Origin of the sequence: uncultured Microbacterium sp., assembly GCF_900078385.1 — a bacterium.
Classification (GTDB): Bacteria; Actinomycetota; Actinomycetes; order Actinomycetales; family Microbacteriaceae; genus Microbacterium.
Genome location: NZ_FLQR01000011.1, coordinates 81,115 through 103,297, shown reverse-complemented (window position 1 = coordinate 103,297; position 22,183 = coordinate 81,115). Strand labels below are relative to the sequence as shown.

Sequence of the window (22,183 nt, the reverse complement as noted above, 5' to 3'; positions counted from 1 at the left end):
GGTCACTGCTGGCGCAGAAGCCACACGAGCAGCGCCTTCTGGGCGTGCAGGCGGTTCTCGGCCTCGTCCCACACGACGCTCTGCGGGCCGTCGATGACCTCGGCGTCCACCTCGTAGCCGCGGTCGGCGGGGAGGCAGTGGATGAAGATCGCGTCTTCGTCGGCGAGCGCCATGGTCGCGGTCGTGACCTTGTACGCGCCGAGGTCGTGCAGGCGCGCGGCCTTCTCCTCCTCCTTGCCCATCGACACCCACGTGTCGGTGACGATCACGTCGGCCCCGGCGGCCGCCGCGGCGGGGTCGGTGCTGAGCGTGACCGATCCGCCGGTCCGCGCCGCGATGGCCTCGGCGTCGGCGACGACGTCGGCGCGGGGCGCGTAGGCCTCCGGGGACGCGACGCGCACGTGCATCCCCGCGGTGACGCCCGCGAGCAGGTACGAGTGGCCCATGTTGGACTTGCCGTCGCCGAAGAACGTCAGGGTGAGGCCGGCGAGGTCACCCTTGTGCTCGCGGATCGTGAGGAGGTCGGCGAGCAGCTGGCACGGGTGGAAGTCGTCGCTCAGCGCGTTGACCACGGGCACCCGCGTGCCGCGCGCCATCTCCTCCAGCCCCGCCTGCGCGTACGTGCGCCAGACGATCGCGGCGACCTGCCGCTCGAGGACGCGCGCCGTGTCGGACGGGGTCTCCTTGCCGCCGAGCTGGCTGTTGGCCGTCGAGATGATCAGCGGCGACCCGCCGAGGTCGGCGATCCCGACCGCGAACGACACCCGCGTGCGGGTGGAGGACTTGTCGAAGATGACCGCGACCGTCTGCGGCCCCTCGAGCGCCTTGACCTTCCAGCGGTCCTTCTTCAGGTCCAGCGCGAGGTCGAGGATCTCCGCCTGCTCGGCAGGCGTCAGGTCGTCGTCACGGAGCAGATGGCGGGTCATGCGGACACCTCCGGGGTCGGGTGGTTCTCATCGAGCAGCAGTGCGTCCTCGACGGTGCGCAGCGCCTTCTCGAACAGCTCCTGGAACTCGTCGATCTCGATGTCGCCGATCGTGAGCGGGGGCGCGAGGCGGATGGTGGAGTCGTTGGCCGCGTTGACGATGAGGCCGTGCTGCTGGGCGGCGGCGACGACGGCCTTGGCGACGGGATGCCGGAGCGCCACGCCGACGAGGAGCCCCTGCCCGCGGCATCCTTCGACGAGGTCCGACCCGATCGCGGCGACGGCCTCTCGCACCTGCGCGCCGCGCACGGCGGCGTTCTCGAGGAGTCCGGCCCGCTCGATCTCGCTGAGCACGGCGGAGGACACCGCGGTGGCCAGGGCGTTGCCGCCGAAGGTGGAGCCGTGGGTGCCCGGGTAGAACAGCTCCCCCGCCGCGCCGAACGTGATGAGCGCGCCGATCGGCATGCCGTTGCCGATGCCCTTGGCGACCGTGATGGCGTCCGGCGTGATGCCGGCGTGCTGGAACGCGAACCATGTGCCGGTGCGTCCCGCACCCGTCTGGATCTCGTCGATGACGAGGAGGGCGCCGTGTCGGGCGGTGATCTCGCGCGCTGCGGCGAGGTAGCCCTCGGGCAGCTCGATGACACCGGCCTCGCCCTTGATGGGCTCGACGAACAGCGCCGCGACGCGGTCGTCCATCGCCGCCTCGAGGGCCTCGACGGTGGAGTCGAGGAACTCCACACCCGGCACCATGGGCTCGAACGGCGCCTGCATGTACGGCTTGCCGGTGAGGGCGAGGGTGCCCATCGTGCGGCCGTGGAACGCGTCCTTGAGCGCGAGGATCCGCGGGCGGTCCGCGCCGCCGTGCAGGCGGGCGAGCTTGAACGCCGCCTCGTTGGCCTCGGCGCCGCTGTTGCCGAAGTACACGCGGCCGGCGGGGCCCGTGCCGGCGAGCCGCTTGAGCTGGGCCGCGAGGGCCAGCTGCGGCGGGGTCGCGAAGTAGTTCGAGACGTGCGTGAGGATCGCGGCCTGCGCCGCAGCCGCCTCGACGAACACGGGATGCGCGTGCCCCAGCGAGACGACGGCGATGCCGCCGAGGAAGTCCAGGTGGCGGCGCCCCTCGTCATCCCAGAGGTAGGCGCCCTCTCCGCGCACGAACAGCGCGTAGCGGTCGCCCGAGTTCAGGACGAGGTCGCGCGACGCGTCGTCCTTCCAGCTCGGCTTGTCCGTCGTCGATGCGCCGGTCACTGCGCCACCACCTCTGTTCCGATTCCCTGTTCCGTGAAGATCTCCACCAGCACCGAGTGGGGCTGGCGGCCGTCGATGATCGCCGCCGTGTCGACGCCGCCGTCGACCGCGTCGAGGCAGGCCTGCATCTTCGGGATCATGCCCGACTCCAGCCGGGGCAGCATGGCGCGCAGCTCGGAGGCCGTCAGGTGCGAGACGAGCGAGTCGCGGTCCGGCCAATCGGCGTACAGTCCGGGCACGTCGGTCAGGACGACGAGCTTCGTCGCGCCGAGCGCCACGGCGAGGGCCGCGGCGGCCGCATCCGCGTTGACGTTCAGCGAGTGGCCCGGGTTGTCGAGGTCGGGCGCGATCGAGGAGACGATCGGGATCCGGCCCGCGGCGAGCTGGTCGAGGACGCCCTGCGGGCTCACTTCGACGACGTCGCCGACGTGGCCGAGATCGTGCTCCTCCCCGTCGATGACGACACCGCGCCGGCGACCGCCGAACAGGCCCGCGTCCTCGCCGGAGAGACCCGTCGCGAACGGCCCGTACGCGTTGATCTTGGCGACGAGCTGCGGGTTGATCTGGCCCGTGAGCACCATGCGGACGACGCTGATGGCCTCCATGCTCGTGACGCGGTACCCGCCCTTGAACTCGCTCGGGATGGAGAGCCGGTCGAGCATCGTCGAGATCTGCGGGCCGCCGCCGTGCACGACGACCGGCTTCACGCCGACGAAGCGGAGATAGGCGATGTCCTGCGCGAAGGACTCCTGCAGCTCCTCCGAGATCATGGCGTTGCCGCCGTACTTGATGACGATGATCTGGTCGCGGAAGCGCTGCAGCCACGGAAGCGACTCGATGAGGACGCCCGCCTTGACGGCGGCCTCCTCGGGGGTGGTCTGCTGGATGTCGGTCATGAGGAGTACGCGCTGTTCTCGTGGACGTAGTCGTGGGTGAGGTCGTTCGTGAGGATCGTGGCCTCGGCGTCGCCGGTGCGCAGGTCGATGAGGATCGACGTGGCGCGCGGCGTGAGGTCGACCTCCTCACGGGGGCGGTCCGGGCCGCCCTGCGTGCAGACGCGCACGCCGTTGAACCACACGTCGACGTCGTACGGATCGAACGCGGCGTCGGTGGTGCCGATCGCGGCGAGCACGCGGCCCCAGTTGGGGTCGTTGCCGAAGATCGCGGCCTTGAAGAGGTTGTTGCGGGCGACGGAGCGGCCGACGGCGACGGCATCCGTCTCGGATGCCGCGTGCACGACCTGGATCGCGATCGCGTGGCTCGCGCCCTCCGCGTCGGCCTGCAGCTGCTCGGCGAGGTCCTGGCACACCTCGGTGAGCGCCAGCGCGAACTCGTCGAGGTCGGGGCGCAGCCCGGTGGCGCCGCTCGCGAGCAGCGTCACCTGGTCGTTCGTCGACATGCAGCCGTCGGAGTCCAGCCGGTCGAACGTGCGGGCCGTCGCGCGGCGGAGCGCCGCGTCGGCCTCGGCGGGTTCGAGGCGGGCGTCGGTCGTGATGACCACGAGCATCGTCGCGAGGCCGGGCGCCAGCATCCCGGCGCCCTTCGCCATGCCGCCGATCGTCCAGCCGTGCCGGCTGACGATGGAGCGCTTGGGCTTGGTGTCGGTCGTCATGATCGCCAGCGACGCGTCGTCTCCGCCGTCGGCGGCGAGCGCCGCGATCGCGTCGGCGGTGCCCGCGAGCACCTTCCCGCGGAAGACCTCGTCGCCGGTGCCGATGAGACCCGTCGAGCAGACGAGGATGTCGCCGGGGCTGACGCCGAGCAGCTCCGCGGCCCTCTCGGCCGTCTGATGCGTCGTCTGGAAGCCGAACGAGCCGGTGAAGCAGTTCGCGCCGCCGGAGTTGAGCACGACGGCCTCGACGACGCCGTCCGCGATGACCTGCTGCGACCAGATGATCGGGTTCGCCTTGGCCCGGTTGCTCGTGAAGACGGCCGCGCCGGTCTTGTACGGCCCGCGGTTCACGACGACGGCGAGATCCTTCCCGCCGCTGCTCTTCAGGCCCGCCGTGACGCCGGCGGCTTCGAATCCCTGCGCTGCCGTGACACTCACGGGGCGACTCCGTTCACGCTCAGGCCCGTGGCCTCGGGGAGGCCGAGGGCGATGTTCATCGATTGGATGGCGGCGCCCGCAGTGCCCTTGACGAGGTTGTCGACTGCGGTGACGATGACGACGCGGTTCGCGGCGCGGTCGATCGCGAGGCCGATGAGGCCCGTGTTGGCACCCAGCACGTCGGCGGTGCGCGGGAACCGGCCCTCGGGCAGCAGCTGCACGAACGTCTCGTCGCCGTACGCGTCCTCCCACGCGGCGCGGATCTGCGCGTCCGAGGCCCCGTCGACGATCGGCGCCGTGGAGGTCGCGAGGATGCCGCGCGCCATCGGCACGAGCACGGGCGTGAACGAGATGCCGATGCGGCCGGTGGCTCCGGCATCCGTCAGCGCCTGCCGGATCTCCGGGATGTGCCGGTGGGTGCCGCCGACGGCGTAGGGGTTCGCGGAGCCGAGGATCTCCGAGGCCAGGAGGTTCGTCTTGAGACTCTTCCCGGCGCCGGACGGGCCGACGGCGAGGACCGTCACGATGTCGGCGGCGTCGATGACGCCCGCCGCGACACCGGGCACGAGGCTCAGCGCGACGGTCGACGCGTTGCAACCGGGAGCCGCGATGCGCGTCGCACCGGCGAGGTGCTCGCGCTGCTTGCGGCCGCCGACGAGGAGCTCCGGCACCCCGTACGCCCACGGCTCGTGGAACGGGCCGCCGTAGAACGCGTCCCACGCGTCCTGCGAGGTCAGCCGGTGGTCGGCGCCCGCGTCGATGACGAGCGGGGTGTCGCCGAGGGCGTCGGTGTACTGACCGGACTGCCCGTGCGGCAGCGCGAGGAAGACGACGTCGTGGCCGGCGAGGATCTCCGGCGTCGTGTCATGCAGTGTCAGGTGCGCGAGGGAGCGCAGGTGCGGCTGGTGCTCGACGAGCGGCTGGCCCGCGTTCGAGTGCGCCGTGACCGTGCGGATCTCGACGTCGGGGTGGGCGGCGAGCAGGCGCAGGATCTCGCCGCCGGCGTAGCCGGAGGCGCCGGAGACGGCGACCGAAATGGTCATGCTTCAACCTTATTGTCTGAGAGGGTGTCGCCTCGGACGGCGATCGGGACCGGAGACCGGCGACACCTGCGGCTCGACCCGGATGGGGAGCACGCGGGGTCGCCTAGAGTCGGCGGCCGCTCAGACGCCGGCGCACGCGAAGGACCGTCGAGACGGTGCAGTTCGCGGGGGCGCGCATGCGGAGACGATAGCGCCGCGGTGCGGCATCCGCCAAATCCGGGGGCGGCGCCGCCCGTCGCGCGGTCGAAAGCAGCACACGCGGTCGAACGTTCCGCAGCGCGTGCCGCTTTCGACAGCGCGAGCCTGCGGGCGGCCCCGGCGTCAGGCGAGCGCGGCGAGGAGGTCGAGCTCCTCGGCCCGCGTGAGGCCGCTCGCGCGGGCCCGGTCGAGACCGCGTTCGCGCTCGTCGGCGAGGACGCGCGCGACGGTCTCCTCGAGCGGGCGGATGCCGCCTCCGGCCGCGCGGTACGCGTCGCCCCGGCGGGTCGCGAAGCCCGGCATGTCGGCCGGCAGCCACAGCGGCAGCGAACGGGGCCCGGCCCAGTGCGCGACGCCCTGGCCGACGAGCCACTCCGGCGAGGCGGCGCGAAGGGCGCCGGTGTGCCCCGCGACGGCGCGCGCCACGCCGAGCATGGCGGCCAGCGGCATCGTGGGGCCGATCGCGTTGACGGTGCCCGTCCAGCCGCGCCGGGCCGCGGCCACGACGAAGTCCGCGAGGTCGTCGACGTCGATCACCTGGGCAGCGAGGCCCTCGGCGTCGGGCACGAGGACAGGCCCGGCGCCGGCGAGCGCGAAGCGCGACGGCCAGTATCCGAACCGGTCGGTGGGGTCGCCGGGACCGACGATGAGACCCGGACGCGCGATCGCCGCGCGGTCGCCGAGCGCGGAGACGGCACGGTCGGCGGCGGATTTGGCGCGGGAGTAGTCGTACTCGTCCCCGGGTTCCAGGGGCACGGCGAGCGCCGCGGACTCGTCGGCGTCGGGATCGGCGTTGTCGGCGTACGCCGACAGGCTCGACACGTAGCTCCAGTGCGCCGCCCGCTCCCCGAGGGCCTCGACCGCGGCGCCGACGGCGGCGGGGTCGGAGGAGATGTCGACGATCTCGTCCCACTCCTCCCCCGCGACCGCCGCGTACGCGTCCGGCGCGGTGCGGTCGGCGACGATCAGACGGGTGCCCGCCGGTGCGGGCCGGCCGCCCCGCGCGAGGCAGGTGACCGAGGCTCCGTCATCCACCCATCGGCGCGCGATGCGGCCGCTCAGCCATCCGGTGCCGCCGAGGACGAGAACGCGAGTCATCCCGCCATCCCAGCAAACGCGCCCGTCGCCCGCCACCTGGTCCGCTGAGAGCGCAACCTTCAGACGGGGAACGCCTTGATGCGGGCCAGCAGAACGGGGCCGGTGCGGTCGAGCGTGCGACCGCCGAGCATGACGCCGGCGAGGACGACCGCCGCGCCGACCACCAGCCCGACACCCAGCGCCAGGCCGCCGTACAGGGCCGATTCCGTGGCGATGCCGATCGTCGCGAGGATGAGCGCCGGTGCGGCGAGGACCGCGATGACCAGCCAGACGACGAAGACGAGGAGACCGCTCACGAAGGTCTGGCCGGGGACGCTCTTGAAAGGGCTGTCGCCGGCGGCGGCGACCGGCGTCACGATGAGCGCGGACGACACGGCCGTGACCCCGTAGCCGACCAGCAGCAGACCCCACGCGCCGCCGAGGACGGCCGGCAGCTGCTCCATCCGTCCGGCGATCGCGACCGTGGCGACGGCGATGACGAGCGTTAGCGGCACGCCGATGCACGCCGCCGCGAGGAGGCGGCCGAGGCGGTCGGCCCGCCCCCGGACGCCGCTCGCGAGAACCGTGGCGAACGCGGTGCCGTCGTAGGAGATGTCGGAGTAGCCGGCCACGGCCAGGACGAACGCCGCGGCCACCGCGGATGCCGTGAACAGCAGACTGTCGACACCCGTGGAGAAGGCGAACAGCACCGGGAAGAGCGGCACGACGAGCAGCTGCCGGAGGTAGCGCGGGTCGCGCACCCAGGCCGTCAGCGCACGCGCCCAGGTGGCGCCGACGCCACCGGTCGGCATGCGGCCGAAGAGACCCAGCGTCCCGGGGCGGACGCTGCGCGCCGCCGTCCGCGGCGGGGAGGTCAGCGATGTCTCGAGCGCGCGCGACCACAGCACCCACATCACGACGAGGGTTCCCACGGCGATCGCGAGCTTCACGGCCGCGGTGGGCCACGACCCGGCGGCGATGTCCCCGGGGACTGCCCATGCGGCCCCGAACGGCGTCCACCCGAGGATGTCGCCGGCCTGCGCCACGCGCGTGACGAGGTCACCGGTGCTGTCGAGGAGCGCCAGGACGCCGGCGACGATGGGCCCCGACATGATCAGCAGCGTCAGCACGACGGTGCCCACGACTTCCCGGCTGCGCCGGTTGCCGCCGAGGCCTGTGGACAGAGTGCCCATGAAGCGCGTCGCGACGACGCAGGTGAGCACGGCGAGCGCGGATGCCGGGACGGAGGCGATCGCGGCGGCGGGCCACCGCACCCAGAGGACGACGGTCGCGAGCGCGCCGAGGGCGGTGACGATGCCGGGGATGCCGGTGAGTCCCGTGGCGGTCAGCGCCGCCATCACCTGACGCGTCGTGAGCGGGAACGGGGCGAGCCTCGCCCCGTCGATGGTCGTCTCCATGCCGGCGATGAGGAGCGGCCCGACGATCCAGCCGACCAGCAGCGTCGACCCGCCGACGACGGCGACGGTGCGGGCGACGTCGAGGCCCTGGAAGACGCCCAGCGCGACGAGCCCGGCGACGACGGCGACGAGGACCCACAGCGCGGACAGCACGCCGAAGCAGAAGCCGACGAGCTGCCACGGCCGGCGCGCCAGGGTGTTGCCGAGGATGCGGAAGCGCAGCCTCAGGACTGTCGCAACCACTGCGGCCCCTCCGAGACGTGCCGGCCGCCCACGAGGGACACGAAGCGGTCCTGCAGGCTCTCGCCGGCGCGGACGTCGTCCACGGTCCCGGCCGCGAGGACGCGACCCGCGGCGATGACGGCGACGTGGTCGCACATCCGCTGCACGAGGTCCATCGAGTGGCTCGAGACGATGAGGGTGCCCCCCGACACGGTGTAGCTGCGCAGCACGTCCTCGATGTTCGCGGCCGACACGGGATCCACGGCCTCGAAAGGCTCGTCCAGGACGAGCAGCCGGGGCGCGTGGACGAGCGCGCAGGCGAGCGCGACCTTCTTGGTCATGCCGGCGGAGTAGTCGGCCACGATCGTGCCGGCGGCGTCGCCGAGGTCCATCATCTCGAGGAGATCCGCGACCCGCGGCGCGATCTCGGCGCGCGGGATGCCGAAGAGCATGGCGGTGTAGGTGATGAGCTGCTCGCCGGTGAGCCGGTCGAACAGGCGGACGCCGTCGGCGAGGTTGCCGATCATCGCCTTCGCGGCGACCGGATCGGCCCAGACGTCCACCCCGTGCACGCGCACGTCGCCGGCATCCGGTCTCAGCAGCCCCGTGGCCATCGACAGCGTCGTCGTCTTGCCGGCGCCGTTGGGCCCGACGAGGGCGTAGAACGAGCCTGCGGGCACGACGAGGTCGATCCCCGCGACGGCGACGTTGTCACCGAACCGCTTCACGAGTCCGGTCAGCTGCAGGGCCGGCAGGTCGGGTGACTCGGTCATCGCCCGAGCCTATCGTCGGCGCCGGGGGCCCCGTCCACCGTCGGTGCGGGCCGTTCTCGGCAGCGCGCCGGTGCGCTCACTCGCCCCGAGCGACGATCCACGCCGCCGCGGCGGCGCGCGAGGGCGCGCCGAGCTTCGCGCGCGCGTTCGCGACGTGCCGATGCACGGTGTGGATGCTGAGGAAGAGCCGGTCCGCGATCTGCGCATCGGTCATGCCGCGCGCGACGAGGAGCAGCACCTCCCGCTCCCGCTCGGAGAGCGGCGATGCCGCGGACGCCGTCGGCGGCGCGTCCTCGAGGTCACGCCCGACATGATCCCCGTCGAACGAGAGGGCGTGCCGGACGACAGCCCCGCTGTCACCGTGCCAGGGGTGGTGAGCGCTGCCGTCGAGCACCTCGAGCCGGGCGTGCGGGATGGCATCGGCGGTCTCCGCGCCGAGGGCGAGCGGGATCGCCCGGTCGCCGCGGCGGTGCAGGACGAGTGTCGGCGCGGACACGGATGCCGCGTCCGCGCGCGCGTCGAAGGAGTACACGGCGGCGAGCGCGGCGGCCGCCGCCGCGGCGGAGCCCGTCGCCCGCTGGTGCCGCAGGAACGCGCGCTGCTCCTCGGGCGTCGCGTCGGGGTAGAAGATCTCCGCCATGACGCGCGAACTGACGCCCCAGCTGCGGCGGACGAGGTCGACGAGCGCCTCCCGGTCGGCGGGGCTCGCGATCGCGTCGCCGTGCAGGTAGGAGCCGCACAGGATGAGCCGGCGCACCCGGTCGGGGTGCCGCGCGGCGAACGCGACGGCGATGGGACAGCCGGACGAGCCCGCGAGCAGCGTCACCTGCTCGGCACCCGCCGCATCAACGACGGCGAGGAGGGCGTCGGTGTGCGGACCGAGCGCGGCGGGCGTCTCCCGGCGCGAGCGGGACAACCCGCTGCCGGGGGCGTCCATGCGGATCACCCGGCGCCGGTTCTCGAGCGCGTCGAGGAAGTGACGCAGCGGCGGGTACTCCGCATCCCGCTCCAGGTGGCTCATCCACCAGCCGCCGAGGAGCACGGGCGCGCCCGTTCCGCGCTCGGTCCAGGCGACATCGTCCGATCCCGACCGCGCATACCGGATCGGCGGGGCGGCGGCCTCCACGAGATCAGTATGGATCATGGCCGCTCCGCCTCGCCCCGGTACGACCGGCGCCGGCGCCGGAGCGCGATCCACGTCGCATCGGCGCAGGCGACCGTCTCCCCCCGCCCGTCGACGAGGCGCACGGAGGTCTCGTACCGGCGTCCGTGATGCTCCCGGGTCCAGCTGTAGACCACGAGCTCCTCGCCGACGTGCGGGCGGCGCTCGACCGATGCCGTCATGGTGCCGAGGAGACACAGCTCGCGGGCACGCAACGCGGCGGCCGGATAGCTCGTGCAGTCCATCGCACCCCACACGGCCGGGAAGTGCGCGAGGCCCGCGGTCGCCGTCTCGGCGCCGACGACCCACGGCGCCGCCAGGAGATCGGGGCGGCCGGGCACGGGACCCGGCGTGACGCCCATCCCGTCGGAGCGGGACGGGCCGCACACGACGCAGTCGGAGAGCGGATGCCGGAACCCGACGAGCGGATGCGCGGCCCGCGCCGCGAGGGCGTCGGCGAACGACGGCGGCACCGGGGCGGGTCCCTCGTGCAGTGCCCCGGGGCGGGCCTCCGCGACGACCCGCCGCCGGCGGACCACCTCGATCCCCCCGCGCCCGGCCGTGACGACGTCGAGTTCGCGCCCGAGCGGCACGGGGCGCCGCAGGACGACCGTGACGACGTCGGCATCGACGTGTCGCGCGATTGTCCCGGCCGCGAAGCCGCCGTTCGCCGCGCGGCGCGGCCCGTTCAGCCGAGGATCGATCGTGACCGACCCGACCGTGAAGCGGCCGGGGCCGGCCGCGCGGGGGCGACCGGTGGGGACGAGCGCCAGCCGGCCGAGCAGGGCGGGCTGGTCGAGGACGTGGAGAGTGAGTGCTGACATGCCCGGCAGTCAACGCCGCGGGAACCTCGGCCCGCGTCGCGCGGATCGGCCATCCGCATGGCCCGAATGAGCCATCCGGCTCAGGTGCCTGCGCGAGCGTCGGGGCGTGCTGGCACAGTGGAGGCATGCTGCAGACCCTCGCCGTCGCCGGCTACCGCTCGCTGCGCGATGTCATCGTGCCGCTCGCTCCCCTCACGGTCGTGACGGGACCGAACGGCTCCGGCAAGTCGAACCTCTACCGCGCGCTCCGCCTCCTCGCCTCGGCCGCCCGCGGCGAACTCGTGGGCGCCGTCGCCCGCGAGGGCGGGCTGCCGTCGCTGCTGTGGGCGGGACCGGAGGGCGGCGGCGAGCAGGGCACGGTGCGCCGGAAGCCGGTCGCCGTGCAGCTCGGCTTCGCGTCGGATGAGCTCGGCTACCTCGTCGACCTCGGCATCCCGCAGGTCGACCAGGCGAACCCGTTCGCCCGCGACCCCGAGATCAAACGGGAGCAGGTCTTCGCCGGCGCGCTCGCCAAGCCCGCGACCCTCCTCATCGACCGCCTCCGCGGGAACACCCGCGTGCGGGACGGCGCGTGGATCGACCTCGACCAGAAGCTCGCCTCGTACGAGAGCATCGTCACCGACCTCGCCGACGGCGACACCGCCCCCGAGCTGCTGACCCTGCGCCGCATGATGGGCGGATGGCGCTTCTACGACCACTTCCGGGTGGATGCCGACGCTCCGGCCCGGCGCGCGCAGGTCGGCACACGGTCGCAGACCCTCGCGCACGACGGCGCGAACCTCGCCGCCGTGTGGGCGACGGTCGTCGACGCGGGGCACGGGGCGGCCCTGGACCGCGCCGTGTCCGGCGCGTTCCCGGGCAGCCGTGTGCAGGTCGAGGCGGCCGACGGGCTGTTCCGGCTGACGCTGCATCAGCCGGGGCTCCTGCGCCCGCTCGATGCCGCGGAGCTCTCCGACGGGACGCTCCGCTACCTCCTCCTCTGCGCCGCGCTCCTGCCCGCGCGCCCGGCTCCTCTGCTCGTTCTGAACGAGCCGGAGGCGAGTCTGCACACGGCGCTGCTCGAACCGCTCGCGGCGCTGATCGCCGCCGCGTCCGAGCGGACGCAGCTCATCGTCGTCTCCCATGCGCGCCCGCTGGTCGACCGGCTTCCGGACGACGGCCGCATCGAACTGCGCCGCGGCACGGCCGGCACGTCGGTCGAGGACCAGGGGTTCCTCGACGTCCCCGCCTGGAACTGGGGCAGCCGGTAGCGCCGGGCTACTCGCGGAGGGCGGCGCCGAAGCGCTCCGCCGCGACGGCGACGCCCGCGAGCTTGGCGTCGGTCGCCTCGGCGGCCGTGAGCGTCCGGTCGGGCGCGCGGAAGCGGAGGGCGAAGGTCAGGCTCTTCGATCCCTCGGGCACGCCCTGGCCGCGGTAGTCGTCGACGAGACGCAGCGACTCGAGCAGCCGGCCCGCACCGTCGACGAGCGCCGCGCGTACCGCGGCCGCCGGCACGCCGGCATCCACGACGAGCGAGACGTCCTGCGTCGCCGCGGGGTATCCGGAGAGCGAGGCCGCGACCACGCGCTCCCCCGCGAGCTCGAGCAGCGCGTCGAGGTCGAGCTCGGCGACGACGACCCGACCCGGGAGGTCGGCCGCCTCCGCGACGGCCGGGAGCAGCTCGCCGGCGTAGCCGACCTCCGCGCCGCCGACGGAGAGGACGGCCGTGCGGCCGGGGTGCAGCGCGGCGCGCTGTCCCTGCACGACCTCGATCTCGACGCCCGCGGCGGCGGCGATCGTGCGGGCGGCGTCCAGGGCATCGCCCACGTCGAACGGCTCGGCCGGCTGGCCGGGCTGCTTGGCGACCCGGTTGCCGGTCAGGAGCACGGCCACATGCCGCGGCTGCGGCGGGATCGCGGCGTCCAGCGACGCGAGGGTCTCGGCATCCGGTCGGGCCGTCGCGGCGGGCACGACATCGGTGCCGTACGCGACGCCGGCCTCGGGCAGGAAGACCGAGCCGGTCTCGAAGAGGCTCAGGTCGGTGAAACCGCGGGAGACGTTGCGGTGCGCGATCTGCAGGAGTCCCGGCACGAGCGACCGGCGCAGGAACGGCGCCTGCCCGTCGAGGGGGTTCGCGATCTTGACGGAGGGCAGGTGCTCCCCCGATGCGGAGCCGTGCAGGTCGTTCTGCTCCTCCGTCGTGAACCCGAAGGACGGCGTCTCGACGTAGCCCGCGGCGGCGAGGGTGTTGGCCACACGGCGACGTCCCTGCTGCGACGGCGTGAACCCGCGGCCGGACGGCGGCACCGGGAGCACGGACGGGATGCGGTCGTACCCCGTGATGCGGGCGACCTCCTCCGCGAGGGTCCACTTGTCGGTGAGGTCGGGGCGCCAGGTGGGCGGGATGACCTCCCAGCCGTCGTCGGTGGCGGTCACCTCGCAGCCCACCATCTCCAGGGCGTCGGTGATCTCCGCCTCGGCGTAGTCGACGCCGATGAGACCCGACACGAAGCCGCGCGGGAGCGGGACGGACGACACGAACACCTCGGCGAAGAGGGCGCCGCCGATCTCGGTGTCCAGCGTCCCGCCGGCGAGCTCCACCATGAGGTCGGCCACGCGGCGCGCGGCGACGAACGGGATGAGCGGGTCGACGCCGCGTTCGAAGCGCTTGGAGGCCTCCGAGGGCAGCTTGTGCCGGCGGGCGGTGCGCGCGATCGAGACGGTGTCGAAGATCGCCGCCTCGATGAGCACGTTCCGCGTGCCGTCGCTCATCTCGGTCGTGCCGCCGCCCATGACGCCGGCCAGGCCGATGGGGCCGGACTCGTCGGTGATGAGCAGGTCCTCGGCGCTGAGCGTGCGCTCCTTGCCGTCCAGTGTCGTGAGCTTCTCCCCCTCGGTCGCACGTCGGACGGTGATGCCGCCCTGCAGCCGGTCGAGGTCGTAGCCGTGGATCGGGTTGCCGAGCTCGAGCATCACGTAGTTTGTGATGTCGATGAGGATGCCGAGCGAGCGGATGCCGGCGAGCGTCAGCCGAGCGACCATCCACGGCGGGGTCGGTCGGGACGGGTCGACGTCGCGGACGATGCGCACGACGAACTCGCTCGCGCCGACGTTCCCCCGGATCGGGGCGTCGTCGACGACGGAGACCGGGAACCCGCCGGTGGGCTGCTCGAGGTCCTCGAACGGCCGCAGGCCGGGGTCGCGGAGCGCCCCGCCGGTGGCGTGCGCGAATTCGCGCGCGACGCCGCGCAGGCTCAGGGCGTAGCCGCGGTCGGGCGTCACGTTGATCTCGACCGCGACGTCGTCGAGGCCGAGGAGCGCGATCGCGTCGGCGCCGACCTCGGGGTCGAGCCCGAGCTCGGTCAGACGCAGGATGCCGGAGTGCTCGTCGCCGAGCCCCAGCTCCTTCGCGGAGGCGATCATGCCGTCCGAGACATGGCCGTAGGTCGTGCGCGCCGCGATCGGGAACGGGCCGGGCAGCACGGCGCCCGGGAGCGTCACGACGACCTTGTCGCCCTCGAAGAAGTTCCGTGCACCGCAGACGACGCCCCGGACGCCGCCGTTTCGCTCGCCGACGTCGACCTGGCACCAGCGGATGGTCTTGCCGTTGGACTGCGGCTCCTCGACGAACTCGACGACGCGGCCGACGACGATCGGGCCGGACAGGTCGAAGCCGTGGACGTCCTCCTCCTCGAAGCCGACGGAGACGAGGGAGGCGAGGACGTCCTCGGGAGTCGCGTCGGCCGCGACATCGACGTATTCACGCAGCCAGGAGAGCGGGACGCGCATCAGACCACCATTCCGAACTGCTCGCTGAAGCGGACATCGCCTTCGGCCATGTCGCGCATGTCCTTCACATCCGAGCGGAACATCAGCGTCCGCTCGATCCCCATCCCGAACGCGAAGCCGGAGTAGACCTCCGGGTCGATCCCCGCCGCGCGCAGCACGTTGGGGTTGACCATGCCGCAGCCGCCCCACTCGATCCAGCGGGCGCCGCCCTTGAAGGTGGGGTGCCAGAGGTCGAGCTCGGCGCTCGGCTCGGTGAACGGGAAGTAGTTGGCGCGCAGGCGCGTCTTCGCCTCGGCCCCGAAGAGGGCGCGGGCGACGTGGTCGAGGGTGCCGCGGAGGTGCGCCATCGTGATGCCCTTGTCGATCACGAGGCCCTCGAACTGGCTGAACACCGGCAGGTGGGTTGCGTCGAACTCGTCGGTGCGGAACACGCGTCCCGGCGAGACGACGTAGATCGGCAGGTCGCGGGTGAGCATCGTGCGCATCTGCACGGGGCTCGTCTGCGTGCGCAGCAGCAGGTGGCGGGCCACGGGGTCGACGTAGAACGTGTCCTGCATCTGCCGCGCCGGGTGGTCGGCGTCGAGGTTGAGGGCGTCGAAGTTGTACCACTCGTGCTCGAGCTCGGGACCCTCCGCGATCTCCCAGCCCATGCCGACGAAGATATCGCCGACCTGGTCCTGCAGGAGGGTGAGCGGATGCCGCGCCCCGACGCGCGCGCGCTGCGGGAGCGCCGTGACGTCGATGCGCTCGGCTTCCAGCGTCGCGGCGGTCTCCGCCTCGGCGAGCTCCGCCTCGCGCGCCGTGAGCGCCTGGGTCACGCGCCCTCGGGCGCCGCCGACGAGCTTGCCGAACTCGGCCTTGCGCTCGTTCGGGACGTTCCGCAGCTGGGCGTTCAGGCGTGCGAGCGGCGAGCCCTCCGCGGTATGGGCGGCGCGGGACGCCTTCAGTGCGGCGGTGTCGCCGGCCGCGGCGATCGCGGCGAGCGCGTCGGCGACGGCGGCTTCGACCGCGTCGGGGGTGATTTCGGGTGCGTCAGACACGAAGAACGAGTCTACCGGCGGCGATGGCCGCCTTCCGGCGCCCCCGTGGTCGGGGTGCCCGTGGTCCGGGTGTCAGTGGCCGGGGTGCCGGCCGTGGTGATGATCCTCGGTCTGCGTCGCGATGAGCTGCGTGTCGGTGGTCTCCTGCAGCGGCGCGATCGTCAGCTGCACCTTGGGCGAGCGCTGCGTGCGCTGCTGGACGCGGTGCGCGACGTAGCTGAGAGCGAGGCACATGGCGATGTAGATCGAGCCGGCGATGAGCGCGGACGGGATCAGGGGCGAGCCGAAGTTGGCGTTCGAGCCCAGGAGCTTGGCCGTGTACAGCAGCTCGGGGTAGGTGATGATGAAGCCGAGCGCGGTGTCCTTCAGCGTGACGACGAGCTGGGCGATGATGACCGGCATCATGGCGCGGATCGCCTGCGGCAGCAGGATGAGCCGCATGACGCCGGCCTTGCGGAGCCCGACGGCGTAGCCGGCCTCCTGCTGGCCCCGGGGCAGGGATTCCACGCCCGCGCGGATCACTTCGGACAGCACCGAGCCGTTGTACAGGACCAGGGCGAGGACGACGGCCCAGTAGCTCGACATCCGGATGCCGATGACGGGCAAGCCGTAGTACAGGAGCAGCATGAACACGAGGACCGGGACGGCGCGCAGGAGTTCGACGATCACCGTCACCGGACGCCGGACCCACGCGTGGTCGGACAGACGGCCGATGCCGAGGACGAAGCCCAGGACGAGCGCGCCGACGCCCGCCGCCGCGAAGGCGGTGACGGTCGCGAGGGTGGCGGTGCCGATCATCTGCCAGACGCGCGTGTAGCCGAACAGCTCCCACTTCTGAGCCGAGAACTGACCCGTCGCGAAGAGCCGCCAGATCACGAAGCCGATGATCCCCAGGACCACGAGGATCGTGATGGCGCCGATGATCCGGTTCCGCGCCTGCGCGCGGGGCCCCGGGACGTCGTAGAGGACCGAGCCGCTCATCGCGCCACCCGCCACTTGTTCTCGAGCACGCGCTGCAGCCAGGCCAGGAGCAGCACGAGGGCGACGAACACGGCCATCACGAGCAGGATCGTCACCATCTGGTTCTCGCCGTTCTCGCTCATGTTGGCGCGGATGTTGCCGAGGTTCACGACGGAGAAGCCGGACGCCACCGTCGTGTTCTTCAGCAGCGCGATCAGGACGCTCATCATCGGCGGGATCACCGAGCGCGCCGCCTGTGGCAGCACGACGTAGCCCATCACCTGCCCGAAGCCCATGCCGAGCGCCCGCGCCGCCTCGGCCTGCCCCATCGGGACGGTGTTGATGCCGGAGCGCAGCGTCTCGGCGACGTAGGTCGCGGTGTAGATGCCGAGGCCCAGGATGGCCAGCAGCAGGAAGCTGCCGCGCGGCATCGGGATCAGCAGGGGCACCGCGAAGGCGAAGAAGAACAGCACGAGCGTGAGCGGGGTGTTGCGGATCGTGTTGACGTATGCCGTCCCGACCGCGCGGGCGATCGGCACCGGGGAGACGCGCATCGCCCCGACGATGAACCCGAGGACGAGGGCGATCCCACCGCCCGCGAAGAAGAGGATGAGGGTGCCGATCAGCGCCTCGACCCACAGGTCGGGGTAGTCGAAGACCTGGTTCACCGTTCTCCTCTCATCGTGCCGGGGGTGGGGCGGGGCGGTGACGCCGCGTCAACGGCGCACCGCCCCGCAGGGGTCACTCGACGGGGTCGACCGCCGGCTGGTTCCCGTCGACCCCGGCCGCGCCGAGGTTCTTGTCGAAGATGGCCTGCCAGATGTCGCCGCCGTCCGTGAACAGCGTGTTGACGTACTCGACGAACGCCGTGTCGCCCTTCTTGATGCCGACGCCGTAGCGCTCCTCGCTGAAGACCTCGCCGGTCACCTTGAGGTTGTCGGGATCCTGCGCGGCGTACCCGAGGAGAATCGCTTCGTCGGTCGTGACGGCATCCACTTGGCCGTTCTTCATGGCCTCGACGCACTCGGAGTACTTGTCGAACTCCTCGGTCTGGGACGGGTAGTCCCGCTGGATGTTCTGGATGGAGGTGGAGCCGGTGGCCGAGCAGATGATCATGTCAGAGGTCAGTGAGTCAGGACCGGTGATCGTGTCGTTGTCCGCCATGACGAGCAGACCCTGACCGGTGATGAAGTACGGGCCGGCGAACGAGATGAGCTCCTTGCGGGCGTCGCTGATCGAGTACGTGCCGACGTAGTAGTCGATGTCGCCGCGCGTGATCGAGTCCTCGCGCGCCTTCGAGTCGATCACCGAGAACTCGATGTCCTCCTCGTCGTAGCCGAGGGATGCCGCGATCCAGCGCGCGATGTCGATGTCGAACCCGCTGCGCTCGCCGGTTGTGGGGTCCAGGTAGCCGAGGTTCGGCTGGTCCTCCTTGACGCCGATCCTGACCTTCCCGCGCTCCGTGATCGCGGCGACGGTGTCGCTGCCCTCGACCTCGACGGGCTCGGAGGCGACCTCGAACCACGTGCCGTCGCCTTCCCCCTCACCCGGCTCGGCGGGGTCTGCCCCGGGGGTTCCGCTGTTGCAGCCCGCGAGCGCGAGTGCGGCGATCGCGATGCCGGCGAGAGCGCCGGCGATGCGTGTCTTGCGCATGTGATCCTCCTGGTTTCGATCTCTTCTTCGGTCGTCGCGCCGGTGCATGGGCGCGGACGTTCTCAGTGGGTGATGAGCTTGGAGAGGAAGTCCTTGGCGCGATCGCTCTTGGGATGCGTGAAGAACTCGTCGGGCGTGGCCTCCTCGACGATCTGTCCGTCGGCCATGAACACGACGCGGTCGGCGGCCTTCCGGGCGAAGCCCATCTCGTGGGTCACGACGATCATCGTCATGCCCTCCTGGGCGAGGGTCACCATGACGTCGAGGACCTCGTTGATCATCTCGGGGTCCAGGGCGCTCGTCGGCTCGTCGAAGAGCATGAGCTTGGGCTGCATCGCGAGGGCGCGCGCGATCGCGACGCGCTGCTGCTGTCCGCCGGAGAGCTGTGCGGGCAGCTTCGCGGCCTGCTGGCCCACGCCCACCCGGTCCAGGAGCTTCTTCGCGAGCGTCTCGGCTTCGGCCTTCTTCATGCCCTTGACCTTGATGGGGCCGAGCGTGACGTTCTCGAGGATCGTGAGGTGGGCGAACAGGTTGAACGATTGGAAGACCATGCCGACGTCGGCGCGGAGCGCGGCGAGTCCCTTGCCCTCCTTCGGCAGTTCCTTGCCGTCGATCGTGATGCTGCCGCTCGTGATGGTCTCGAGCCGGTTGATCGTGCGGCAGAGAGTCGACTTGCCGGAGCCGGACGGCCCGATGACGACGACCACCTCACCGCGATTGACCGTGAGGTCGATGTCCTTCAGCGCCTGGAAGTCGCCGTAGTGCTTCTGGACATCGGAGATCACGACGAGGGGCTGACCGCGGCGGACGTCGATGTTCGACGTTCGCGGCGCAGCCTCGTTCTCTGGAGTCGCCATGACGCCACCCTACGGATCGCCCGCCGGGGGCGCAGGGTCTTGACGGGACCTTTACCGATCTGTAACAGGCCCGGAATGCGCGGCGTCAGGCGCCGGCGCGCTGCGCGAAGGCGCTCTCGTACAGGCAGACGCTCGCGGCGGTGGCGAGGTTGAGCGATTCCGCGGCGCCGTAGATGGGCAGGCGCAGCGACAGGTCGGCGAGGGCCAGCGCATCCTCGTCGAGGCCTCGCGCCTCGTTGCCGAACAGCCACGCGGTCGGCTCTGCGAGCGTCCCCCGGTGCGCGAGGAAGTCCTCTCCCCCGACGTCCGCGGCGATCACCCGGAGCCCGGCCGCGCGGGCACGCTGGACGGTCTCGCCGAGCTCCGCCCCCACGGCCACCGGCACGTGGAACAGCGAGCCGGTCGTCGCCCGCACGACTTTGGGGTTGTACGGGTCGACCGTCCGTCCGGTCAGGACCACGGCGTCCGCCCCCGCCGCGTCGGCGGCGCGGATGATGGTGCCGAGGTTCCCGGGATCGCGCACTTCCTCGCAGATGACGACGAGACGCGGCGAACCCGCGAAGATGTCGCGCGCCGCGGTGGGCGATTGCCGGGCTACCGCGACGATTCCCTGTGGCGTGACGGTGTCGGCCATCGCGTCCAGGACGGCCTCCGTCGTGAAGATGATCTCGACGCCGGCGTCCTCCGCGGCATCCTTCACGTCCTGGTGTCTCTCCATGGCCGTCGGGGTCGCGTACAGCTCGACGAGGGTGTCGGGCCGGAACGTGAGGGCCTCCCGGGCGGCCTGCGGGCCCTCCAGGAGGAAGAGGCCGGTCTCCTGACGGGCGCTGCGCTTGGTCAGCTTCGCCACAGCGCGCACGCGCGGCGAACGGGGGTTCTCGAGCACGCTCTCAGTGTAGGGCCGCGGCTGCCGGCATCCCCGTAGGACGACATCCGGGGCATGCGAAAGGGGCGCCCTCCCGAAGGAGGACGCCCCTGTCAAGCCGTTCTCAGGCCTTGGGCGCGTTGACGTCGGCGGGCAGCGCCTTCTTCGCGGTCTCGACGAGCGAGGTGAAGACGGCGGGCTCGTTGACGGCCAGCTCGGCGAGCATGCGGCGGTCGACCTGCACACCCGCGAGACCCAGACCCTGGATGAAGCGGTTGTACGTGAGCCCGTTCTGGCGGCTCGCGGCGTTGATGCGCTGGATCCACAGGCGGCGGAAGTCGCCCTTGCGCTTGCGACGGTCCCGGTACGCGTAGACGAGCGAGTGGGTGACCTGCTCCTTCGCCTTGCGGTACAGACGCGACCGCTGACCCCGGTAACCGGAGGCGCGCTCGAGGATGACGCGACGCTTCTTGTGGGCGTTTACCGCCCGCTTGACTCTAGCCATTTCGTTCTACTTCCTAACGTGCGTCGGCGCTCAGTGGCCGAGGAGCTTCTTGGCGACCTTGGCATCACCCTTGGCGAGGACCTGGTCCTGCGTGAGGCGACGGGTGCGCTTGGTGGGCTTGCCTTCGAGGTTGTGGCGGAGGTTCGCCTGCTGCTTCATGATCTTGCCGCTGCCGGTGATCTTGAAGCGCTTCTTGGCACCCGAATGGGTCTTCTGCTTCGGCATGTCTCTTCCTTCGTTGTATTTCCCGCCGGAGCGGGAGTCTGTGGGCGCCTATTCGGCGGGGGCGGTTGCCGTCTCGGCGGACTCGGGGGCGTCACCCTCGGAGGCGTCGCCCTCGGGCGACGAGCTGCCGCGGGCCTGACGGGCGGCTTCCTTGTTCGCCGCGCGAGCGGCGTTCTGCTCCGTCTTGACTTCGGACTTGTTCTTGTGCGGGGCGATGACCATGACCATGTTGCGTCCGTCGATCATCGGGTTGGACTCGACGGTGCCGAACTCGGCCACGTCCTCCGCGAACTTCTTGAGCAGGCGCACGCCCTGCTCGGGACGCTGCTGCTCACGACCGCGGAACAGGATCATGGCCTTGACCTTGTCACCCGTCTTGAGGAAGCCCTCGGCGCGCTTGCGCTTCGTTTCGTAGTCGTGGTTGTCGATCTTCAGGCGGAAGCGGACCTCCTTGAGGACCGTGTTCGCCTGGTTGCGACGCGCTTCCTTGGCCTTCTGCGCCGCTTCGTACTTGAACTTGCCGTAGTCCATGATCTTGACGACCGGGGGCTTCGAGTTCGGGGCGACTTCGACCAGGTCCAGCTCGGCTTCCTGCGCCAGACGCAAGGCGACCTCGATACGAACGACGCCGACCTGCTCTCCAGCGGGACCGACGAGGCGAACCTCGGGGACGCGGATGCGGTCGTTGGTGCGGGGATCGCTGATGCGGAACTCCTCTTCATGCGGGCGACGGCCACCGGGACGCAAGGCTGCGCCTCGGGCGGAAGAGCATCACGTCCACCCCGCACGATGCACGCGCATCGGCATTCAGTGTTCTGCACCCGTGCCACCCCGGGTGAACGGGGCGGAGTGCGAGACCCGGTAGCCTGGAACGGCAAGCGCGGGTGGGATGTGATCCTCTTTCGATCCGGAGTAGAACACTCCGGTGCGCGCCAAGTCTAGCAGAGAGCAGCACGTGGACACGATTCCGTCCGGACCCGGGGAACAGGATGCCGAGCGCCTCGCGCGCTGGGAAGAGGAGGAGCGCGCCTCGCAGGCCGCGACCCGTGACATCGCGGCGGTTCCGGCCGTCGAGGTGATCACCACGACCGCGGTGCATCTGCTGAGCGCGGCGGCCGTCAAGGTGGGCCTCGCCGACGACCCGGAGACGCAGAAGGACCTCGACGAGGCCCGGAAGCTCATCAACGCCCTCGCCGGCCTCATCACCGCCGGCGCCCCCGAGATCAGCGACATGCACGCCCGATCGCTGCGCGACGGCCTGCGCTCGGTGCAGCTCGCGTTCCGCGAGGCGTCGGTCATCCCGGACCCGATCGGCAAGGGCCCCGGCGAGAAGTGGACCGGCCCGGTCAACTGACCCTCGGCGCCGGCCT

At 71.8% G+C, this 22,183-nt stretch carries 22 protein-coding genes; 2 read left to right on the top strand and 20 right to left on the bottom strand.

The features are described from left to right. Window positions 1–2: 2 nt before the first annotated feature. The 10 genes from argF to QZL85_RS13990 form a co-directional block, all read right to left on the bottom strand. Entirely contained in the window at window positions 3–926 is a 924-nt protein-coding gene (gene argF / locus QZL85_RS14035; protein WP_295577861.1) for an ornithine carbamoyltransferase, read from the bottom strand. After that, window positions 923–2,173, bottom strand: coding sequence for an acetylornithine transaminase (locus tag QZL85_RS14030; protein WP_295577859.1), 1,251 nt, complete (start codon window positions 2,171–2,173; stop codon window positions 923–925). Before QZL85_RS14030 ends, argF begins: the two co-directional genes overlap by 4 nt. Continuing rightward, window positions 2,170–3,069 carry an acetylglutamate kinase gene (gene argB, locus QZL85_RS14025; protein ID WP_295577856.1) on the bottom strand — a complete coding sequence of 300 codons (900 nt, stop codon included), beginning with the start codon at window positions 3,067–3,069 and terminating at the stop codon, window positions 2,170–2,172. The genes QZL85_RS14030 and argB overlap by 4 nt, the downstream gene beginning before the upstream one ends. Then, the gene (argJ, locus tag QZL85_RS14020; protein WP_295577854.1) at window positions 3,066–4,223 is read right to left on the bottom strand and encodes a bifunctional glutamate N-acetyltransferase/amino-acid acetyltransferase ArgJ; all 1,158 of its coding nucleotides are present in this window, start codon (window positions 4,221–4,223) and stop codon (window positions 3,066–3,068) included. Before argJ ends, argB begins: the two co-directional genes overlap by 4 nt. Continuing rightward, on the bottom strand, window positions 4,220–5,266 hold the full coding sequence (argC, locus tag QZL85_RS14015) for an N-acetyl-gamma-glutamyl-phosphate reductase (protein WP_295577852.1): 1,047 nt from the start codon (window positions 5,264–5,266) through the stop codon (window positions 4,220–4,222). Before argC ends, argJ begins: the two co-directional genes overlap by 4 nt. Before the next feature lie 321 nt (window positions 5,267–5,587). Continuing rightward, window positions 5,588–6,562, bottom strand: a complete 975-nt coding sequence (locus tag QZL85_RS14010; protein WP_295577850.1) for an NAD-dependent epimerase/dehydratase family protein — start codon at window positions 6,560–6,562, stop codon at window positions 5,588–5,590. A gap of 59 nt (window positions 6,563–6,621) precedes the next feature. Then, window positions 6,622–8,202, bottom strand: coding sequence for a hypothetical protein (locus QZL85_RS14005; RefSeq protein ID WP_295577848.1), 1,581 nt, complete (start codon window positions 8,200–8,202; stop codon window positions 6,622–6,624). Then, the gene (locus QZL85_RS14000; protein WP_295577846.1) at window positions 8,184–8,954 is read right to left on the bottom strand and encodes an ABC transporter ATP-binding protein; all 771 of its coding nucleotides are present in this window, start codon (window positions 8,952–8,954) and stop codon (window positions 8,184–8,186) included. The genes QZL85_RS14005 and QZL85_RS14000 overlap by 19 nt, the downstream gene beginning before the upstream one ends. Window positions 8,955–9,030: 76 nt before the next feature. Then, window positions 9,031–10,098, bottom strand: a complete 1,068-nt coding sequence (locus QZL85_RS13995; RefSeq protein ID WP_295577843.1) for an alpha/beta fold hydrolase — start codon at window positions 10,096–10,098, stop codon at window positions 9,031–9,033. Further along, entirely contained in the window at window positions 10,095–10,940 is an 846-nt protein-coding gene (locus QZL85_RS13990; protein ID WP_295577841.1) for a hypothetical protein, read from the bottom strand. Before QZL85_RS13990 ends, QZL85_RS13995 begins: the two co-directional genes overlap by 4 nt. Window positions 10,941–11,065: 125 nt before the next feature. On the opposite strand from QZL85_RS13990, the gene QZL85_RS13985 reads away from it, so the two are divergent. Continuing rightward, window positions 11,066–12,190 carry an AAA family ATPase gene (locus QZL85_RS13985; RefSeq protein ID WP_295577839.1) on the top strand — a complete coding sequence of 375 codons (1,125 nt, stop codon included), beginning with the start codon at window positions 11,066–11,068 and terminating at the stop codon, window positions 12,188–12,190. A gap of 7 nt (window positions 12,191–12,197) precedes the next feature. Here QZL85_RS13985 and pheT read toward each other — a convergent pair whose 3' ends face one another. The 10 genes from pheT to infC all read right to left on the bottom strand — a co-directional run bounded on the left by pheT (window position 12,198) and on the right by infC (window position 21,560). Beyond that, window positions 12,198–14,708 (bottom strand): phenylalanine--tRNA ligase subunit beta, encoded by a 2,511-nt coding sequence (gene pheT / locus QZL85_RS13980; protein ID WP_295577837.1) that lies wholly within the window; start codon window positions 14,706–14,708, stop codon window positions 12,198–12,200. Next, window positions 14,708–15,748 (bottom strand): phenylalanine--tRNA ligase subunit alpha, encoded by a 1,041-nt coding sequence (gene pheS / locus QZL85_RS13975; RefSeq protein WP_295577835.1) that lies wholly within the window; start codon window positions 15,746–15,748, stop codon window positions 14,708–14,710. Before pheS ends, pheT begins: the two co-directional genes overlap by 1 nt. 72 nt (window positions 15,749–15,820) lie before the next feature. After that, entirely contained in the window at window positions 15,821–16,729 is a 909-nt protein-coding gene (locus QZL85_RS13970; RefSeq protein WP_295577832.1) for an amino acid ABC transporter permease, read from the bottom strand. Then, window positions 16,726–17,376: an amino acid ABC transporter permease gene (locus QZL85_RS13965; RefSeq protein WP_295577829.1), complete on the bottom strand. Its 651-nt coding sequence runs from the start codon at window positions 17,374–17,376 to the stop codon at window positions 16,726–16,728. Before QZL85_RS13965 ends, QZL85_RS13970 begins: the two co-directional genes overlap by 4 nt. Window positions 17,377–17,449: 73 nt before the next feature. After that, window positions 17,450–18,361 carry a glutamate ABC transporter substrate-binding protein gene (locus QZL85_RS13960; protein WP_295577826.1) on the bottom strand — a complete coding sequence of 304 codons (912 nt, stop codon included), beginning with the start codon at window positions 18,359–18,361 and terminating at the stop codon, window positions 17,450–17,452. 62 nt (window positions 18,362–18,423) lie between these two features. After that, the gene (locus tag QZL85_RS13955) at window positions 18,424–19,218 is read right to left on the bottom strand and encodes an amino acid ABC transporter ATP-binding protein (protein WP_295577824.1); all 795 of its coding nucleotides are present in this window, start codon (window positions 19,216–19,218) and stop codon (window positions 18,424–18,426) included. An 85-nt stretch (window positions 19,219–19,303) separates the two neighbouring features. Further along, window positions 19,304–20,104 (bottom strand): RNA methyltransferase, encoded by an 801-nt coding sequence (locus QZL85_RS13950; protein WP_295577820.1) that lies wholly within the window; start codon window positions 20,102–20,104, stop codon window positions 19,304–19,306. A gap of 103 nt (window positions 20,105–20,207) precedes the next feature. Next, window positions 20,208–20,588, bottom strand: coding sequence for a 50S ribosomal protein L20 (rplT, locus tag QZL85_RS13945; protein ID WP_028495986.1), 381 nt, complete (start codon window positions 20,586–20,588; stop codon window positions 20,208–20,210). A gap of 30 nt (window positions 20,589–20,618) precedes the next feature. Beyond that, on the bottom strand, window positions 20,619–20,813 hold the full coding sequence (gene rpmI / locus QZL85_RS13940) for a 50S ribosomal protein L35 (protein WP_028495987.1): 195 nt from the start codon (window positions 20,811–20,813) through the stop codon (window positions 20,619–20,621). Between the two features lie 48 nt (window positions 20,814–20,861). Beyond that, window positions 20,862–21,560 (bottom strand): translation initiation factor IF-3, encoded by a 699-nt coding sequence (infC, locus tag QZL85_RS13935; RefSeq protein ID WP_295577816.1) that lies wholly within the window; start codon window positions 21,558–21,560, stop codon window positions 20,862–20,864. 208 nt (window positions 21,561–21,768) lie between these two features. Between infC and QZL85_RS13930 the strand changes: the two genes are divergently transcribed. Beyond that, the gene (locus QZL85_RS13930; RefSeq protein WP_295577814.1) at window positions 21,769–22,167 is read left to right on the top strand and encodes a DUF1844 domain-containing protein; all 399 of its coding nucleotides are present in this window, start codon (window positions 21,769–21,771) and stop codon (window positions 22,165–22,167) included. Window positions 22,168–22,183: the final 16 nt, after the last annotated feature.

Coding starts and splice junctions, on each gene's coding strand:
- QZL85_RS14010 (WP_295577850.1), bottom strand. CDS start 6,562: ATGACTCGCGTTCTCGTCCTCGGCGGCACCGGATGGCTGAGCGGCCGC.
- QZL85_RS13995 (WP_295577843.1), bottom strand. CDS start 10,098: ATGATCCATACTGATCTCGTGGAGGCCGCCGCCCCGCCGATCCGGTAT.
- QZL85_RS13985 (WP_295577839.1), top strand. CDS start 11,066: ATGCTGCAGACCCTCGCCGTCGCCGGCTACCGCTCGCTGCGCGATGTC.
- QZL85_RS13955 (WP_295577824.1), bottom strand. CDS start 19,218: ATGGCGACTCCAGAGAACGAGGCTGCGCCGCGAACGTCGAACATCGAC.
- argC (WP_295577852.1), bottom strand. CDS start 5,266: ATGACCATTTCGGTCGCCGTCTCCGGCGCCTCCGGCTACGCCGGCGGC.
- QZL85_RS13970 (WP_295577832.1), bottom strand. CDS start 16,729: ATGAGCGGCTCGGTCCTCTACGACGTCCCGGGGCCCCGCGCGCAGGCG.
- argB (WP_295577856.1), bottom strand. CDS start 3,069: ATGACCGACATCCAGCAGACCACCCCCGAGGAGGCCGCCGTCAAGGCG.
- rpmI (WP_028495987.1), bottom strand. CDS start 20,813: ATGCCGAAGCAGAAGACCCATTCGGGTGCCAAGAAGCGCTTCAAGATC.
- rplT (WP_028495986.1), bottom strand. CDS start 20,588: ATGGCTAGAGTCAAGCGGGCGGTAAACGCCCACAAGAAGCGTCGCGTC.
- argF (WP_295577861.1), bottom strand. CDS start 926: ATGACCCGCCATCTGCTCCGTGACGACGACCTGACGCCTGCCGAGCAG.
- pheT (WP_295577837.1), bottom strand. CDS start 14,708: ATGCGCGTCCCGCTCTCCTGGCTGCGTGAATACGTCGATGTCGCGGCC.
- QZL85_RS13960 (WP_295577826.1), bottom strand. CDS start 18,361: ATGCGCAAGACACGCATCGCCGGCGCTCTCGCCGGCATCGCGATCGCC.
- QZL85_RS14000 (WP_295577846.1), bottom strand. CDS start 8,954: ATGACCGAGTCACCCGACCTGCCGGCCCTGCAGCTGACCGGACTCGTG.
- QZL85_RS13990 (WP_295577841.1), bottom strand. CDS start 10,940: ATGTCAGCACTCACTCTCCACGTCCTCGACCAGCCCGCCCTGCTCGGC.